Here is a 15,011-nt window from a genome sequence, read left to right as displayed (position 1 = left end):
GCCGGGGTCAGGCCTCGGCGATCTCGATCTGCCGGATGACCGACGCCTCGATCGCCTCGCCGACCTCGGCGAGCAGGTCCTCGGGGACGCGCGAGTCGACCGTGAGCACCGACAGGGCCTGGCCGCCGGCCGAGCGGCGCGCGATCTGCATGCCCGCGATGTTGATGCCGGCCTCGCCGAACTTCTGGCCGTAGACCGCGACGATGCCGGGGCGGTCGGTGTAGAGCATGACGATGTGGTGCTTCTCGATCGGCACCTCGATCTCGTGGCCGTTGATGCCGACGATCTTCTGCACCATCCGCGTGCCGGCGAGCGTCCCCGCGACCGTGAGCACCGTGCCGTCCGACAGCGCACCGCGCAGCGTCGTGAGGTTGCGGTACTCGGGGCTCTCCTTCTCCACGATGAGGCGCGTCTCGATGCCGCGCTGCTCGGCGAAGACGGGGGCGTTCACGTACGAGACGTTCTCGCTCACGACGTTCGACAGGATGCCCTTGAGCGCGGCGAGGCGGTAGACGCTCACGTCGTAGTCGGCGAGCTCGCCGCGCACCTCGATGTCGAGGCTCGTGAGCGCCGACGTGGCGAGACCGCTGAAGACCTGGCCGAGCTTCTCGACGAGCGCGATCCCGGGGCGCACGAACGGGTCGATGACGCCGCCGGCGACGTTGACGGCGTCGGGCACGAGGTCGCCCTCGAGCGCGAGCTTGACCGACTTCGCGACCGAGATGCCGGCCTTCTCCTGCGCCTCCGACGTCGACGCCCCGAGGTGCGGCGTGACGACGACGTTCGGCAGGGCCGTGAGCTTCGTGTCGGTCGGCGGCTCGCTCGTGAAGACGTCAAGGCCGGCGCCCGCGATCTCGCCGTTGACGAGCGCCTCGTACAGCGCGTCCTCGTCGATGAGGCCGCCGCGCGCGACGTTCACGACGTACGACGTCGGCTTCATCGCCTTGAGCTGCTCGGCGCCGATCATGCCCGTCGTCTCGGGCGTCTTCGGCATGTGGATCGTCAGGAAGTCGGCCTGCGCGACGAGCTCGTCGAGGCTGAGCAGCTCGACGCCCAGCTGCTGGGCGCGCGCGCTCGTGACGTACGGGTCGTATGCGACGACGCGCATCCCGAAGCCCTGCATCCGCGCGGCGACGAGGGCGCCGATCCGGCCGAGGCCGACGACGCCCAGCGTCTTCTCGAAGAGCTCGACGCCCGTGTACTTGCTGCGCTTCCACTCCCCGGCGCCCAGCGAGGCGCGCGCCGCCGGGATGTGGCGGGCGAGGCTGAGGATGTGACCGCACGTGAGCTCGGCGGCCGAGATGATGTTCGACGTCGGCGCGTTCACGACCATGACGCCGGCGGTCGTGGCGGCCTTGATGTCGACGTTGTCGAGGCCGACGCCGGCGCGGGCGACGACCTTGAGCTTCTTCGCGTGGCCCAGGGCCTCCTCGTCGACCTTCGTGGCCGAGCGGATGAGGATGGCGTCGGCGTCCGCGAGCGCGTCGAAGAGCGCGGGGCGGTCGGTGCCGTCCACATTGCGGATGTCGAAGTCGGGGCCGAGCGCCTCGATCGTTGCGGGAGAGAGTTCTTCGGCGATGAGCACGACGGGCTTCGGCACGGATGGATCCTTCGATGCGGATGGGCGCGGGCGCGCGGGAGCGGGTTCGACGCGCCACACGCCGTGGGGGCGCGACGGCGACCACTCTATCGGAGCCGGCGGCACGACCCGACGCGGGCGTCGGAAGATGACGCTCAGACAGCGAGGAACGCGGTCGACGCGGTGTACGCCTGCGCGTTCATCCAGAAAACGGCGGTGAGCATGAGGCCGCCTGCGAGGAGGAGGGCGAGCGTCACGCCGCCGCGGCGCATCCCCGCGAACAGGGCGACGAAGAAGAGCACCACTGGGACGGCAATGGCGAGGACGAGAACGACGGCCGCCATAGGCGTGAGCGAGGTGCCGTACTGACTCGCGATCTGCGCGTAGAGCACGAGGTACGACACGCCGCTCCACACGGCGTACGCGTAGAGCAGCCCGAACGCACCGGCGATGGTCGACACGATCCAGACGGGCGTGGGCTTCTTCGAGGTCTCGACGGCCATGCGCATCACCCTCCCACCACGATGAACGACCCGGACATGAGGAACGGCCATGGCACGAGCACGACGGCGCCCGCGAGCAGGAGCACGATGCGCTTCCAGGTCGCCGCGCGCCGGGTCAGGATGAGGACCGCCGCGAACCAGGCGACGGGCGTAGCGATCGCGAGCCACATGCTCGCCTGGAACATGACGTCGGCAACGGCGTCCGTGCCCGACTGCACCCACGCCGCTAGGCGGGTGGTGCCGAGCACCCATCCGATCGTCCAGAAGAGGTAGACGCCGCCCAGCAGCCCGAGGGAGACGAGGGCGACGTTCCCGAGTCCCTGCGCCGGGGCCGGTTCGACTGCATCGTCCTCGGGAACCGTCTCGCTGCCGGCACCGACGGCGCGCCACCCTTCCGGCAGGACGGGTGCCTCGGACGGCTCGCCGGGCTCGGCCGCGGTCTCGGAGCGCGCGTCGAGCGTGGGGTCGTCGTCGCCCTCCCAGCGGAGGGCGTCATCGTCGCGGGACAGCATGAGCCCAGGCTATCGGCTCACGGCGCCGCGATGCGGAGGCCGCTCGTGGCGAGCCCCTTCGGGTACTGCAGGCCGACGGAGATGCGGAAGTCGTCGTCGGCGACGTCGTAGCGCCCCTGGACGCCGGCCTCGACGATCCGCCACGGCCGATCCGCGGCGAGCGTGGTCTCGCGGCCGTCGTCGGCCACCGCCTGCGGGTAGTCGAACGGCGCGCTCGCGTGCTCCCCGAGGGTCACCGAGATCGTGTCGACGGCGATCTCTCCGGTCGCGAGCGACACCTGGAGGAGCCGCTGGAAGCCGGTCGCGCGCATCCCCGTCTCGGTGCGGAACTCCTGGTAGTCGCCCAGGATCTCCACGACGTCGTGGCCGGGGATGCCGCCCGCGTCATCCGTCTCGATGCGGGCGAGCCCGTGATAGTGGCCAGACAGCACGAGGACGACTCTGCGGTGCGGGGCGACGATGCGCTCCCACAGCTCGTCGGCGCGCGAGACCCACCTGTTCTCGGTCGCCCGCTCGGCCGAGCCGCTCGCGTCCTCAGGGAGCAGATGCTCGTGCGTCGCGACGATGATGTTCGCGCGCGGATGCTCCGCGATCACGCGCTCCGCCCACGCGAGCTCGCGCTCGGCGTACGCGTAGGGCAGAGACAGCACGATGAACTCCGCGCCCTCGCGGGTGAAGGAGGTCCAGTTCGCGCTGCCGTCATCGGGGGCGATGGACCCTCCGTACCAGGGGGCATCGGCGTAGCGGTGCGGGCCGAAGTGCTCGTTGAAGAGATCGTTCGTCGCTCCGCGCTTGTTGTCGTGGTTTCCCGGGAGGACGCTGTTCGGGACGCCCGCCGCGTCGAGCTCGCCCTGGGCTGCCGACGCGACGGCGAACTCGCGACGCGCACGCTCCTCGCCCTGGTCGGGGTCGACCCAGTTCTGGACGAGGTCGCCGGTGTGGACGGCGAACGCGATGTCGCGCGGCCCGGCGTTCGCCGCGATCCACGCCGTCTGCTCGCGGTACACCTCCGGGTGGGCCTCGCTGAGGTACTGCGTGTCGGTGAGGTGGCTCACGGCGAAGTCGTAGGTGCCGGGAGCGGCGAGACCGTCGGCGGCGTCCGCGATGGCGGGGCCGCTCGGCACGACCTGCACGAGCAGGCCGGTGGTCCCTTCGGGCAGCGTGCCGGAGAGCGTCACCGTGCCGTCGTCAGCGGCGGCCTCCTCGTCGACCGCGTGCCAGCGCCCGTCGGCCCATGCCGAGAGCCGCGCGGGGGCCGGACCGGCGACCTCGCCCGACCAGGTGGCCGTCCCGTCGGCAGCTCGCGCGAGCTCGAACCGCACGTAGGGGTGCGCCCATCCGTCGTCGCTCGCCGCGAGCCGCGCCGTCTCGAGCGCGGCGGGCCGCTCCCCCGCCGCCGCCTCGGCCGTGAGGGCCCCGCCCTCGCTCGCTCCGGTGAAGGCGCGGGCGACGACCGGATCGATGCCGTCGACGGCCTGCGGCTCATCCGCCGCTGCCGCGACCGCGCGAGCGGCCCGTGCGCCATCGGCCGGCGTGGCCGCGGCGATCCGGAGCGCAGCCTCGGCCGTGAGCTCTCCGACGGGCGTCTCGTCGTGGAGGTCGAGCGCGCCCGGGCTCGACGGCCCGCCTCGGAAGTCGTTCGCATCGTCGCCCGTGAAGCCCACGCGCTGCCAGGTCTCGCCGGCCAGGCGGTCGACTCCGAAGGTCGACAGGGCGAGCCCCTTCGTGCACGGGCTCACGACGTCGTTCGACGCGTCCTGCTCGTTGCGGTGGAAGATGCCGACGCTGTCGACGCGCTCTCCGGCAGCGTCCTCGATCCACACGCCCGATCCCTGGTAGCCGAGGGCCGTCGCGTACACCGCGTCGGCGCCCTGCGCGGCGCGGGTGCCCTCGAGCGCCGCGAGCCAGGTCTGCCCGGGTGCGAGCCGGACGCCGGCCGGCACCTCGATGAGCGGCGTCCGCTCGCGGAAGCCGTCCGGCGCGCACGCGCGGATGCGCCATCCGCTCAGGTCGACGACGGCGTCGCCGTAGTTCGCGAGCTCGACGAGATTGTGCCGCTCGGCGCTCGGCAGCTCCGGGTCGGTCGCGACCTCGCTCAGCGCGACGCCGGGGTCGCCGTACGCGAAGGCGATCTCGAGGCGGTCGTCGGCCGTCGCGTTCTCGCGACCCGGCGTGCGCGGGGCGATGAGGAACTCCCCCGTCTCCTCGTGCCGCTGCCAGCTCTCGCCGCGCAGGTGGTCGAGGACCGACGGCAGCTTCGCGTCGCCCGTCTGGCAGGCCGTGTCGGCGTGGTTCGAGACGCTCACGCCGTCGACGCGTGCGCCCTCGGCATCGACGAGGAGCACGCCCGACACGGTGTCGGCGAGCGAGGTCGTCGTCCGCACGTCGACGTCGCCGCGGAATCCCGGGCCGCCCACGACCAGGCGCTCGCCCTCCCGCAGCTCCGTCCCGTCCGCGAACCGCGCCTGCAGCGTCTCCGGAGTGAGCGCGCCCGTGCGCGTGCAGCGGTAGAGCGCCCAGCCCGAGAGGTCGACGTCGGCGACGGCGCGCAGCTCGACGAGGTCGTCGTCACGGCCGCCGGGGCCCGCGCTCGCGACCTCCGAGATGAGCGCCCGCGGCTCGGCCGGCTCGACGGCGGGCGCGGCGGCTTCACGCGGCGTCGCGCGGGTGCGCACGAAGTCGGCGGCCAGGTCGCCCGTGCGTCCGACCCGCTGCCAGCTCTCGTCGAGCGCGGCCCCGAGCGCATCCGGGACGTTGCCGGACGCGCTGCACTCGCTCTGCGTCGGCCACGGCTCGGACGGATACGCCGCGAAGGCGTCCACGGCTCGCCGCCGCGCATCCTCGAGCACGAGCCCGTACCCCTCGGTCGAGAAGGGCCCGCGCATCGCGACGTCGGCGTCGACGCCCGTCCCGACCGTGATCCGCTCGCCGGGCTCGAGGACGACGCCAGCGAGGTCGACCTCGTGGTCGGCCTCCGCGAGGCGCGTGCCGTCGCCCGTGCAGCGGTGCACGCGCCATCCGCTCAGGTCGACCGCGTGCGGCGACAGATTGCGCAGCTCGAAGAAGCTCGCGGCGGGGTCGTCCGGCGTCCCGGCGCCCACCTCGTCGATGACGATGTCGCCGTCGGTCGGCGCGGCGACGGCACCGGATGGCGCGGGCGTCGCGCACGCGGGAACGAGGGCCGCGGCGAGCGCGAGGAGAGCGAGGGAGCGGTTCCGGCGGAGGGCACGAGAGCGCGTCACGCGATGAGCGTCGCCGCCCGCGGTGAACGGACGGCGACCGTCGTGCGCGCGGCGTGTGAACGCGCGGAGACCACCCGGGCGCGGGCGTCAGCCCGCGGCGATCAGTCCTCGATCTTGCGCTTGCGCCAGCGGATGCCCGCGTTGATGAGGCCGTCGATGTCGCCGTCGAAGACGGTCGCGGGGTTGCCGACCTCGAAGCCCGTGCGCAGATCCTTCACGAGCTGCTGTCCGTAGAGGAAGTACGAGCGCATCTGGTCGCCCCAGCTCGCCGTGATCGTTCCGGCGAGCTCCTTCTTCTTGGCGGCCTCCTCCTCGCGCTGCAGCAGCAGCAGTCGGGTCTGGAGCACGCGCATGGCCGCCGCGCGGTTCTGGATCTGCGACTTCTCGTTCTGCATCGACACGACGATTCCCGTCGGGATGTGCGTGATGCGGACGGCGGAGTCGGTCGTGTTGACGGACTGGCCGCCGGGGCCCGACGAGCGGAAGACGTCGACGCGGATGTCGTTCTCCGGGATCTCGACCTCGACGGCCTCCTCCATGACGGGGATGACCTCGACCGCGGCGAAGCTCGTCTGGCGCTTGTCGGCGGAGCCGAACGGGCTGATGCGCGCGAGGCGGTGCGTGCCGGCCTCGACCGAGAGGATGCCGTAGGCGTACGGCGCGTCGACCTCGAACGTGGCCGACTTGATCCCGGCGCCCTCGGCGTACGACGTGTCCATCACCTTGACGGGGTACTTGTGACGCTCTGCCCAGCGCAGGTACATGCGCATGAGCATCTCGGCGAAGTCGGTGGCGTCGTCGCCGCCTGCACCCGAGCGGATGGTCACGACCGCGGCGCGCTCGTCGTACTCCCCGTCGAGCAGGGTCTTCACCTCGAGGTCGCCGATGACGCGCTCGAGGTCGGTGATCTCCTTGCGCGCCTCCTCGACGGAGTCCTCGTCGCCCATCTCGTTGGCGAGCTCGACGAGCACCTCGAGGTCGTCGAGGCGACGCTCGACCGCCTCGATGCGCGCGAGCTCGGACTGGCGGTGGCTCAGCGCGCTCGTGACGCGCTGGGCGTTCGCGGTGTCGTCCCACAGGCCGGGCTCCGACGCCTCCTTCTCGAGACGCGCGATGTCCGCGCGCACGCTGTCGACGTCGACCACCTCTCGGATGTTCGCGAACGTGGAGCGCAGCGCCTGGATCTCGGCGGAAGGATCGAACTCAAGCATGACGCTCCAGCCTATCCTGCTCGGCGTAACGTGGAAGCCGATGCCCTCGACTGCCGACGCCCCGTTCGATCCGATCCGGCGGTATGCGCCCATGGTCTACGGGCCGACGGCCCTCTACTCGCTCGGCCAGGGAGCCATCCTTCCGCTGCTCCCGGCGCTGGCCGCCGACCTGGGCGCCGATCTCGCGGTCGCCGCGCTCGTGTCGGCCGCGATCGTCGTGGGTCAGCTCGCCGGCAACATCCCCGCCGGCTGGCTCGTGTCGAAGGCCGGGGAGCGGCGCACGATGCTCATCGCGTCGCTCGCGTCGCTCGTGGGCATCGCGGGGATGCTCCTCGCGCCTCACATCGCCCTGCTGGGGCTCTCGGTGCTGCTCATCGGGTTCTGCGCGTCGTCGTTCGCGGTGGCCCGCCACACGTTCATGACGACGCGCGTGCCGTACGCGCACCGCGCCCGCGCGCTCGCCCTCGTCGGCGGCTCGTTCCGCCTCGGCGGATTCACGGGCCCGTTCGTCTCGGCGGGCCTGCTCGCCCTGTTCGGCGACGAGATCGCCTCGGTGTGGTTCTTCGCGGTCTGCCTGCTCGGCGTCGCGGCGCTCGTCGCCTTCGGACCCGATCCCGAGGAGAAGGCGCTCATCGCCGATCGCCTCGCCGCGCGCGAGCGGGCCGACGCGCGCGCCGATCTCGACGAGGAGGACACGGGCGAGCCGGTGACCGGCTCCATCCCGGCGACCGAGCGGATCGGCGTTCTGCGGACCATGCACCGCCATCGCGGGGTGCTCGCCCGGCTGGGAGCCGCTGCCGCGTCGCTCGCCGCCGTGCGCTCGGCTCGCCAGGCCGTGCTGCCGCTGTGGGGCGTCTCGATCGGCCTGGACTCGCAGACCCTCGCCCTCGTCGTCGGCGTCGCAGGAGCGGTCGAGTTCTCCCTCTTCTACGTGAGCGGGCAGGTCATGGACCGGTTCGGCCGCCTCTGGGCGGCGGTGCCCGCGCTCCTGCTCATGGGCGCGGGCTTCGGCGCGCTCGCGTTCACCCACGACCTCGACAGCGCGGTGCTGTGGTTCGGCGTGCTCGCGCTCGTCATCGGCGTCGGCAACGGCCTGTCGTCGGGCATCCTGCTCACGCTCGGCGCCGACGTGGCCCCCGAGCGCGACCCTGCGCCGTTCCTCGGCGCGTGGCGCACGCTGACCGACGGCGGCGCGGCCCTGACGCCGCTCATCGTGTCGGCCGTGACGGCCGCCGCTTCGCTCTCGGTCGCGACCGGTCTCGTCGGTGTGGTGGGCCTCGTCGGCGCCGCGGCGTTCGTGCGCTACGTGCCCCGCTACGCCCCGCGACGCGACTGATTCAGCGCAGCGCCGTGCGACTCGTCGCGGTCGCCTCGAGTGCGACCCCGGCCGGGACGAGCGCGCTGAGCAGCGGCGCGTGCCACGTCGTCGCGACGGTCACCCGCGCCGAGAGGCCGTCGGGCGTCCCCGCCGCCACGAGGGTCTGATCGCCGGGCGCGGCCGCCACGATCGCCTCGGCCTGCGCGCGCACGGCGCCGTCGTCGAGTCGCGCGAGAGGAGCATCGCCCTCGAGCGACAGCGTGAAGCCGTCCGCGCCCGCGAGCGCCGCCGCATCCGCGACCGCGTCGAGGGACTTCTGCGCGAGATACAGCGACGTCGCGTTCGCGCACACGATGATGAGCGCGAGCGCGAGGACGGCGTACCCGATCGTGAGCGGGAGGATGCTCCCGCTCTCGTCGCGCAGGAGGCCCCGGGCGCTCACGTGCCGCCCCAGAAGCGCGAGACCTTCTGCACGGATGTCGACTCGACGGGGATGCTCGTGAGGCGATCGAGCCCGAGGACGGGCGGCACGAGCGGCAGCGGGACCCTCGCGCCGATCGTCACGACGACCGTGGAGCCGGCCTCTGGGCACCCGACATGGGCGGGCACGCACGTCACGGAGACCTCGAGGGCGTCGGGCGCGATGCCGTACTCGGGCGGCACCGACGAGAGCACCTCGGGCAGCGCCGCGAACGTGTCGTCGATCCCGCCGGTCCGCGCGAGCGTGTGCGCCGCATGCCGTGCCGTCGCCTCGACGCCCAGGGCGTGCTCCTGGACGACGCCGAGCGCGACGACCAGGTAGGCCAGCGGGACGAGCAGCACGATCCCGCCCACGAGGAACTCGAGCGCGGCCGACCCCCGCTCGTCGTCCGGGGCCGCGTCAGCCCATCGACTCGACCGGCGCACGCGCCGTCACCTCCAGCGTCCCTGGCACGCCGATCAGCCCGACGACGGGCGTCACGGAGCGGACCGTGACCCGGATGTCGCCGCCCGACACCGCGGCGCTCACATCCTGCGCGTAGGCCGATCCGATCGCGCGTGCGATCACGAGCCGGGTCCGCTCGGCCCCGCCTTCGGGCCCCACGTCGGCGAGCGCGGCGTGGTACGCGCCCTCGACGGCCGCATCGTGCAGGACGTTGCGGACGTACACCCCGAGCCCCAGCTGCAGGACGGCGAGGGTGAGGGCCGTGAGCAGGGCGCCCACGAGGACGAACTCGACCGAGCTCGAGCCGCGCTCGTCGCGGAGGCTCGGGCCGAGCACGGTCAGATCCCGTCGACGCTGCTGATCGCCCGCTGGAACAGCCCCTCGAGCGCAGGCCCGGCGAGGGCCCAGATGAGCACGACCAGGCCGGCGGACATCAGCGTGATCAGCACCCACCCCGGCACGTCGCCGCGTTCGTCCTCGGCGAGGTCCTGCAGGGTGTCGCCCCACGCGGTGCGGAGGCGGATGGCGAGCTCGTCGATTCTGCTCATGTCGTTTCCTTTCTCGAGGGGTCAGCCGATCCCGAGGCGGAGCATGACGATGCCCGGGAAGACGGCGAAGAGGACGCTGAGGGGCAGCAGGCCGAACACGAGCGGGAGGAGCATGAGGATCTCCTTGCGGCCGGCCTGCTCGATGAGCGCGCGCTTGGCCTCCTCGCGCGCGTCCGCCGCCTGCGCCTGGAGCGCCTGGGCGAGCGGGGAGCCGCGGTCGAGCGCCGCGACGATGTGCTCGACGGAGCGGCTGAGCGCGGGCACCTGGAGGCGCCGCGCCATCGCGAGGAGCGCATCGGGCAGGGTCGAGCCCGTGCGCACGTCGAGGACGACCGCGCGCAGCTCGGCCGTGAGCTCGCCCGACCCCAGACGCGCGACGCGGCCGACGCTGTCGTAGATGCCCTCCCCCGCTGCGAGGCAGAGCGCGAGGAACTCGAGCACGGTGGGGAGCTCCTCGCCGATCCGCGCCATCCGCGCGTGCGCGCGCCCGGTGAGGGCGAGGTCCGCGCCGACAGCCCCGGCGGCGGCTCCCGCGACCGGCAGCACCAGCGTCGGGCCGGACAGCGTGCCGCCGACGGCGAGCACGGCGACGACGAGCCCGCCCGCGACGAGCCCGATCAGGGTCGCGGCCAGCTGGCGGCCGCGGAACGCGGCGACGTCGACCGGGCGGCCCGCTTGCGCGAGTCGGCGCGCGATCCCGTCCGCACCCCCGAGCAGGGCCGTCAGCCGACGCTGTGCCGCCGCCCACAGGGCTCTGGCCCCGCCCGCGATCGCCGCACCCGGGTCGGCGACGGCCGCCCACGCCGTCGTGCCCGCCGGATCGGTGATGTCGCGGAGGTACGGCGCGATGCGGCGCGCGAGGCTCGGCGCGCTCCAGCGCGGAGCAAGCATCAGGAGGGCCCAGATGCCTAGACCGAGGCACCCGCCCAGGAGGAGCGAGAGCGCCGCGTCGGTCGCCCAGCTCATGCGAACCACCGCCGGGGCTCGGGCAGCCGGCCGATCCGGAGCATGACCCGGAACGCCACGATCGACACCGCCGCTCCCGCGAGCAGGAGGGCCACGCCCTCGGGGCTCGAGTACGCCTCCGCACCCTCGGGCCGCATGGCGAGCAGGGCGACGATCACCCACGGCGCGAGGACGCCGAGGACCGCGGCCCCGCGCGTCCACGACTGCCGGGACTCCACCTCGGAGCGCAGGGCGGCGTCCGCGCGGACCGACGCGGCGAGCGCCCGCAGCACGGGGGTGAGTTCGGTGCCGCCGACCTGCCGCGCCATGCGCAGGGTCTCCACGATGCGGTCGGCCATCGGATCCGCGAGTGCGGACTTCAGCCGATCGGCGCTCGAGTCGAAGTGCCCCGACGCCGCCATATCGCGTTCGAAGCCCGCGAACGCCGCACGAAGGGCAGGAGGCGCGGATCGCGCGAGCGATGAGACCGCGTCGGGCAGCGACATCCCCGCGCGGACCGAGGCGATGAGCAGGTCGCAGACGTCGGGCCAGAGCGCGCGGCGGGCGCGGACGAGTCGCGCAGCGCGCGAGCGCAGCCACAGGAGGGGCCACGCGACTCCCGCGAGCCCCGCGAGGAGGGCGAGCACCCCCACGGTCGTCACGAGCCACGCGACGGACGCCGCGACGAGCGCCGCGCCTGCGCACACCGCGACGACCACGCGCGGGGCGACGTGGGAGAAGCCCGCGGACTCGAGCAGGGCCGCGAGGGCCGACGGGCGCTCGCGCGCTGCGCGCTCCCGCGGCGGCCAGAGCCACGGCGACAGGGCGAGCAGGAGCCCCGCGGCGAGCGCAGCTCCGAGGACGAGGATCACCGCCATCGCTCCCCAGTCCGGTAGAGCGTGCGCGTCTCGGGAGCGTCGTCGATGACGCGCCCCGTGGGAGCGATGATCTCCTGGACGCGGCGCCGCCCGTCCTCGGCCCGCTGACAGTGCACGACGAGGTCCACGCTCGTCGCGATCGCCGGGACGACGAACTCGCGACCGATGTTGCGGCCCGCGAGCAGCGGGAGCGCAGCGAGCTTGGCGAGGGCGTCGACCGCCGAGTTCGCGTGGATCGTCGCGGCGCCGGGGATGCCCGTGTTCAGCGCGAGCAGGAGGTCCAGCGCCTCTGCGTCGCGCACCTCCCCGATGACGATCCGGTCGGGCCGCATTCGCAGGGCCTCCTTGACGAGGCGCCGGAGGGTGATCTCGCCCGTGCCCTCGAGGCTCGGCTGCCGACCCTGCAGCGCGACGAGGTCGGGCGCGTCCACGCCCAGCTCGAAGGTCTCCTCGACCGTGACGATGCGGTGCGCAGGCGGACACGCGGCGACGAGAGCACCCAGGAGGGTCGTCTTGCCCGCGTGCGTCGCTCCGGAGACGAGCACGCTGCGCCCCTGCCTCATGGCGTCGCGCAGGAGGTCGGCCGCCTCGGCGGCGAGCGATCCGATCTCCACGAGGCGATCGAGGCTCCGCACGTGCGGGAGGAACTTGCGGATGTTCACGGCCCAGTGCCTCCGCGCGATCCCGCCGAGGACGACGTGCAGGCGCGAGCCGTCCGGGAGGGCGGCGTCGACGAACGGCTGCGAGAGGTCGATGCGCCGCCCTGTCGCGTGGAGCATCCGCTCGACGAGGTCGCGGACCGCCGCGTCGGTGAGCGCGAGCGGGAGGCGCTCGGTCACGCCGTCCCTGGCCACGAAGATCCGATCGGGGGCGTTGATCCAGAGCTCCTCGACCGTCGGGTCGTCGAGATGCTCCTGCAGGGGCCCGTATCCGGTCACGGCGGCGAGCACCTCGCGCACGGCCGCCTGCTCGTCGTCGACGATCGCGAGACCGCGGGCGAGGGCGAAGTCGTTGTGCCGGCGCACCTCCGCGTGCGCGATTCGGAGCACCGCCTCGGGCGCACGCGAGGGATCGGTCTGGTCGGCGCGCAGCCGATCCCTGACTCGCTCCGCGACCGCGCTCATGAGGGGACCCACGCGGCCATCCTGGCCGAATCGCCGAGAGGGCCTCGAAAGTTATCCACAGCGGAGCCGCGAGCCGCTACCGTGCCGACGCCGTTCGCGCAATGCCCTGTGTGCGCGGCCGCGCCGATGCCTTACTGGGGGGACCACGGACGAGCTCGAAAGGACCGCATCATGAGCACTCCCGAGAACTCATCGGAATCGCGCCGCGACCGGCGCGCCCCGGAGCACGCGGACTATCTCGCCGGCGACGGCGATGCCGGCCACGGCAGCGACGAGCCCACGCGCGCGTACGACGTGCGCGACGTCCGCGATGACACGACAGCGTCCCGCGCCGACACCACGGCCGTCCGCACCGACCGCGAGGAGGTCGTGGCGCGCGAGAAGGAGGAGTTCGGCGGCTTCAAGTTCGGCTCGGCCTTCTTCGGATGGCTGTGCGCGATGGGCATGACGGCGCTGCTGACCGCCCTCGTCGCGGGAGCAGGGGCGGCTCTCGGCCTCAGCGAGCAGGTGACCGCCGACGAGGCGGCGCAGAACGCCGACACGATCGGCATCGCGGGCGCCGTCGCGGTGCTCGTGATCCTGCTCGTCTCGTACTACGCGGGCGGGTACGTCGCGGGGCGGATGGCGCGGTTCAGCGGCGCCAAGCAGGGCCTCGCCGTCTGGCTGTGGGCCGTCGTCATCGCGATCGTCGTCGCGATCGTCACGGCGGTCGCGGGCGCCCAGTGGAACATCCTCGCCGACGTCAATACGTTCCCCCGGCTCCCCTTCAACGAGGGCGAGCTCACGACGGTGGGCATCATCACCGCGGTGGGCGCGCTCCTGGTGAGCCTCGGCGGAGCGGTGCTCGGCGGGCTCGCGGGCATGCGCTACCACCGCAAGGTCGACCGCGCGGGCTTCCGCGCCTGATCGCTCTGGCACGCTGGTGAGGTGATCTCCGAAGCCGGTCTCGCGTTCGTCTCCGAGCGCCACCTCGCCACCCTGTCCACGATCGGCCGCGATGGCCGCATCCACGCCGTCCCGGTGGGCATGACCTACCGGGACGGCGTGGTGCGGATCATCGGCACACGCGGCACGCAGAAGTTCGTCAACGCCGCACGCGCAGGGCGCGCGACCGTGAGCAGCGTCGACGGCGCCCGCTGGATCAGCTTCGAGGGGCCCGCGCGCGTGCGGGATGAGCCCGAGGCGGTCGCGGAGGCTGTGCGCCTCTACACGGAGCGCTACCGTCAGCCACGCGAGAACCCGCGCAGGGTCGTCCTCGAGATCGCCGTCGAGCGGGTGATGGGATCTGCCGGCATGAAGGCGTGATCGGCGTTCATGGTCGCGCTCCCTCCCGCGCCGTAGACTGATCGGACTCGCGGGAGTGGTGAAACTGGCAGACACGCAGGATTTAGGTTCCTGTGCCTCCGGGCGTGTGGGTTCAAGTCCCACCTTCCGCACGAGACGCGGTCCCGCGTCGCACCCCTCCCACCGACATCCGGAGCATCGTGCACCACATCGCTCTCATCCCGTGGCTCGACCCGCAGGCGATCATCGACGCGGCAGGGCCGTGGGCGCTGCTCGTCGTCTGCCTCATCGTGTTCTCCGAGACCGGCCTGCTCGTCGGCTTCCTCCTCCCGGGCGACACGCTCCTGCTCATCTCGGGGCTCCTCACCCACACGGTCGACGTCTTCGGCGTCAACATCTGGATCGTGAGCGGCCTCATCGCGCTCGCCGCGTTCGTCGGCGGCGAGGTCGGCTACCTCATCGGGCACAAGGGCGGGCCCGCGGTGTTCGAGCGCAAGGACTCCGGCGTGTTCAGCCGCCACAACGTCGAGCGGACCAACGCCTTCTTCGAGCGCTTCGGCGGCATCACGGTGGTGCTCGCGCGCTTCGTCCCGATCGTCCGCACCTTCGCGCCGGTCGCGGCGGGCATCGGTCATATGCCGTGGAAGCGATACTCGCTCTACAACCTCATAGGCGCGCTCCTGTGGGGCTTCGGCCTCACGATGTTCGGCTACGTGATCGCGTACATCCCGTGGGTCCGCGACATCGTCACGGAGTACATCGACGTGATCCTGCTCGCTGCCGTGGGCGGCACCGCGCTCATCGTGCTCTGGCACTACCTGCAGGAGCGCCGCCGCGCGCGCAAGGCCGCCGAAGCGGCGCCGGCCGAAGACCTCGTGCTCGACGCCGAGGTGTTCGAGCGCGCGCCCGACATCGACGGAGACGGCAAGCCCGACTTCTGAT

The 15,011-nt window shown here is 72.8% G+C and carries 16 protein-coding genes and 1 tRNA gene; 5 read left to right on the top strand and 12 right to left on the bottom strand.

Annotated elements, in window-relative coordinates:
- Positions 1 to 7: 7 nt before the first annotated feature.
- The 5 genes from serA to prfB all read right to left on the bottom strand — a co-directional run bounded on the left by serA (position 8) and on the right by prfB (position 7,047).
- Positions 8 to 1,600, bottom strand: coding sequence for a phosphoglycerate dehydrogenase (gene serA / locus PKE79_RS00180; RefSeq protein ID WP_271171644.1), 1,593 nt, complete (start codon positions 1,598 to 1,600; stop codon positions 8 to 10).
- Positions 1,601 to 1,734: 134 nt separating this feature from the next.
- A complete protein-coding gene (locus PKE79_RS00175; protein ID WP_271171643.1) occupies positions 1,735 to 2,082 on the bottom strand; it encodes a bacitracin resistance protein in 348 nt (115 codons plus the stop codon).
- A gap of 5 nt (positions 2,083 to 2,087) precedes the next feature.
- On the bottom strand, positions 2,088 to 2,594 hold the full coding sequence (locus PKE79_RS00170) for a DNA polymerase III subunit gamma/tau (RefSeq protein WP_271171642.1): 507 nt from the start codon (positions 2,592 to 2,594) through the stop codon (positions 2,088 to 2,090).
- A 17-nt stretch (positions 2,595 to 2,611) separates the two neighbouring features.
- Positions 2,612 to 5,836, bottom strand: coding sequence for a lamin tail domain-containing protein (locus PKE79_RS00165; RefSeq protein WP_271171641.1), 3,225 nt, complete (start codon positions 5,834 to 5,836; stop codon positions 2,612 to 2,614).
- A gap of 101 nt (positions 5,837 to 5,937) precedes the next feature.
- Entirely contained in the window at positions 5,938 to 7,047 is a 1,110-nt protein-coding gene (prfB, locus tag PKE79_RS00160; protein ID WP_271171640.1) for a peptide chain release factor 2, read from the bottom strand.
- Positions 7,048 to 7,087: 40 nt separating this feature from the next.
- On the opposite strand from prfB, the gene PKE79_RS00155 reads away from it, so the two are divergent.
- The gene (locus tag PKE79_RS00155) at positions 7,088 to 8,383 is read left to right on the top strand and encodes an MFS transporter (protein ID WP_271172173.1); all 1,296 of its coding nucleotides are present in this window, start codon (positions 7,088 to 7,090) and stop codon (positions 8,381 to 8,383) included.
- Position 8,384: 1 nt separating this feature from the next.
- Here the strand turns inward: PKE79_RS00155 and PKE79_RS00150 are convergent, their stop codons facing one another.
- The 7 genes from PKE79_RS00150 to PKE79_RS00120 are packed head-to-tail and all read right to left on the bottom strand — an operon-like array spanning position 8,385 to position 12,785.
- Entirely contained in the window at positions 8,385 to 8,807 is a 423-nt protein-coding gene (locus PKE79_RS00150) for a pilus assembly protein TadG-related protein (RefSeq protein ID WP_271171639.1), read from the bottom strand.
- Positions 8,804 to 9,271, bottom strand: coding sequence for a TadE family protein (locus PKE79_RS00145; RefSeq protein ID WP_271171638.1), 468 nt, complete (start codon positions 9,269 to 9,271; stop codon positions 8,804 to 8,806). Before PKE79_RS00145 ends, PKE79_RS00150 begins: the two co-directional genes overlap by 4 nt.
- Positions 9,246 to 9,626 carry a TadE/TadG family type IV pilus assembly protein gene (locus tag PKE79_RS00140; RefSeq protein ID WP_271171637.1) on the bottom strand — a complete coding sequence of 127 codons (381 nt, stop codon included), beginning with the start codon at positions 9,624 to 9,626 and terminating at the stop codon, positions 9,246 to 9,248. Before PKE79_RS00140 ends, PKE79_RS00145 begins: the two co-directional genes overlap by 26 nt.
- 2 nt (positions 9,627 to 9,628) lie before the next feature.
- Entirely contained in the window at positions 9,629 to 9,838 is a 210-nt protein-coding gene (locus PKE79_RS00135) for a hypothetical protein (RefSeq protein WP_271171636.1), read from the bottom strand.
- 21 nt (positions 9,839 to 9,859) lie between these two features.
- Positions 9,860 to 10,804: a type II secretion system F family protein gene (locus PKE79_RS00130; RefSeq protein WP_271171635.1), complete on the bottom strand. Its 945-nt coding sequence runs from the start codon at positions 10,802 to 10,804 to the stop codon at positions 9,860 to 9,862.
- A complete protein-coding gene (locus tag PKE79_RS00125) occupies positions 10,801 to 11,661 on the bottom strand; it encodes a type II secretion system F family protein (RefSeq protein ID WP_309299951.1) in 861 nt (286 codons plus the stop codon). The genes PKE79_RS00130 and PKE79_RS00125 overlap by 4 nt, the downstream gene beginning before the upstream one ends.
- Entirely contained in the window at positions 11,652 to 12,785 is a 1,134-nt protein-coding gene (locus tag PKE79_RS00120) for a TadA family conjugal transfer-associated ATPase (RefSeq protein WP_271171634.1), read from the bottom strand. The genes PKE79_RS00125 and PKE79_RS00120 overlap by 10 nt, the downstream gene beginning before the upstream one ends.
- A 171-nt stretch (positions 12,786 to 12,956) precedes the next feature.
- Here PKE79_RS00120 and PKE79_RS00115 point away from each other — a divergent pair, with 171 nt between their 5' ends.
- The 4 genes from PKE79_RS00115 (at position 12,957) to PKE79_RS00100 (ending at position 15,010) form a co-directional block, all read left to right on the top strand.
- The gene (locus PKE79_RS00115) at positions 12,957 to 13,691 is read left to right on the top strand and encodes a hypothetical protein (protein ID WP_271171633.1); all 735 of its coding nucleotides are present in this window, start codon (positions 12,957 to 12,959) and stop codon (positions 13,689 to 13,691) included.
- Between the two features lie 21 nt (positions 13,692 to 13,712).
- A complete protein-coding gene (locus PKE79_RS00110) occupies positions 13,713 to 14,090 on the top strand; it encodes a PPOX class F420-dependent oxidoreductase (RefSeq protein WP_271171632.1) in 378 nt (125 codons plus the stop codon).
- A gap of 49 nt (positions 14,091 to 14,139) precedes the next feature.
- Positions 14,140 to 14,221 (top strand) — tRNA-Leu (locus PKE79_RS00105).
- A 48-nt stretch (positions 14,222 to 14,269) separates the two neighbouring features.
- Entirely contained in the window at positions 14,270 to 15,010 is a 741-nt protein-coding gene (locus PKE79_RS00100) for a DedA family protein (RefSeq protein WP_271171631.1), read from the top strand.
- Position 15,011 lies beyond the last annotated feature (1 nt).

It is taken from the genome of Microbacterium barkeri, from assembly GCF_027921765.1.
GTDB lineage: Bacteria > Actinomycetota > Actinomycetes > Actinomycetales > Microbacteriaceae > Microbacterium > Microbacterium barkeri.
The sequence above is the reverse complement of the archived record's forward strand: the minus strand, read 5'-3'. Positions and strand labels throughout refer to the sequence as shown.

Excerpts from the sequence above, each read along its gene's own strand:
- prfB (WP_271171640.1), bottom strand. The coding sequence starts at position 7,047 with ATGCTTGAGTTCGATCCTTCCGCCGAGATCCAGGCGCTGCGCTCCACG.
- PKE79_RS00125 (WP_309299951.1), bottom strand. The coding sequence starts at position 11,661 with ATGGCGGTGATCCTCGTCCTCGGAGCTGCGCTCGCCGCGGGGCTCCTG.
- PKE79_RS00170 (WP_271171642.1), bottom strand. The coding sequence starts at position 2,594 with ATGCTGTCCCGCGACGATGACGCCCTCCGCTGGGAGGGCGACGACGAC.
- PKE79_RS00175 (WP_271171643.1), bottom strand. The coding sequence starts at position 2,082 with ATGGCCGTCGAGACCTCGAAGAAGCCCACGCCCGTCTGGATCGTGTCG.
- PKE79_RS00135 (WP_271171636.1), bottom strand. The coding sequence starts at position 9,838 with ATGAGCAGAATCGACGAGCTCGCCATCCGCCTCCGCACCGCGTGGGGC.
- PKE79_RS00130 (WP_271171635.1), bottom strand. The coding sequence starts at position 10,804 with ATGAGCTGGGCGACCGACGCGGCGCTCTCGCTCCTCCTGGGCGGGTGC.
- PKE79_RS00155 (WP_271172173.1), top strand. The coding sequence starts at position 7,088 with ATGCCCTCGACTGCCGACGCCCCGTTCGATCCGATCCGGCGGTATGCG.
- PKE79_RS00115 (WP_271171633.1), top strand. The coding sequence starts at position 12,957 with ATGAGCACTCCCGAGAACTCATCGGAATCGCGCCGCGACCGGCGCGCC.
- PKE79_RS00120 (WP_271171634.1), bottom strand. The coding sequence starts at position 12,785 with ATGAGCGCGGTCGCGGAGCGAGTCAGGGATCGGCTGCGCGCCGACCAG.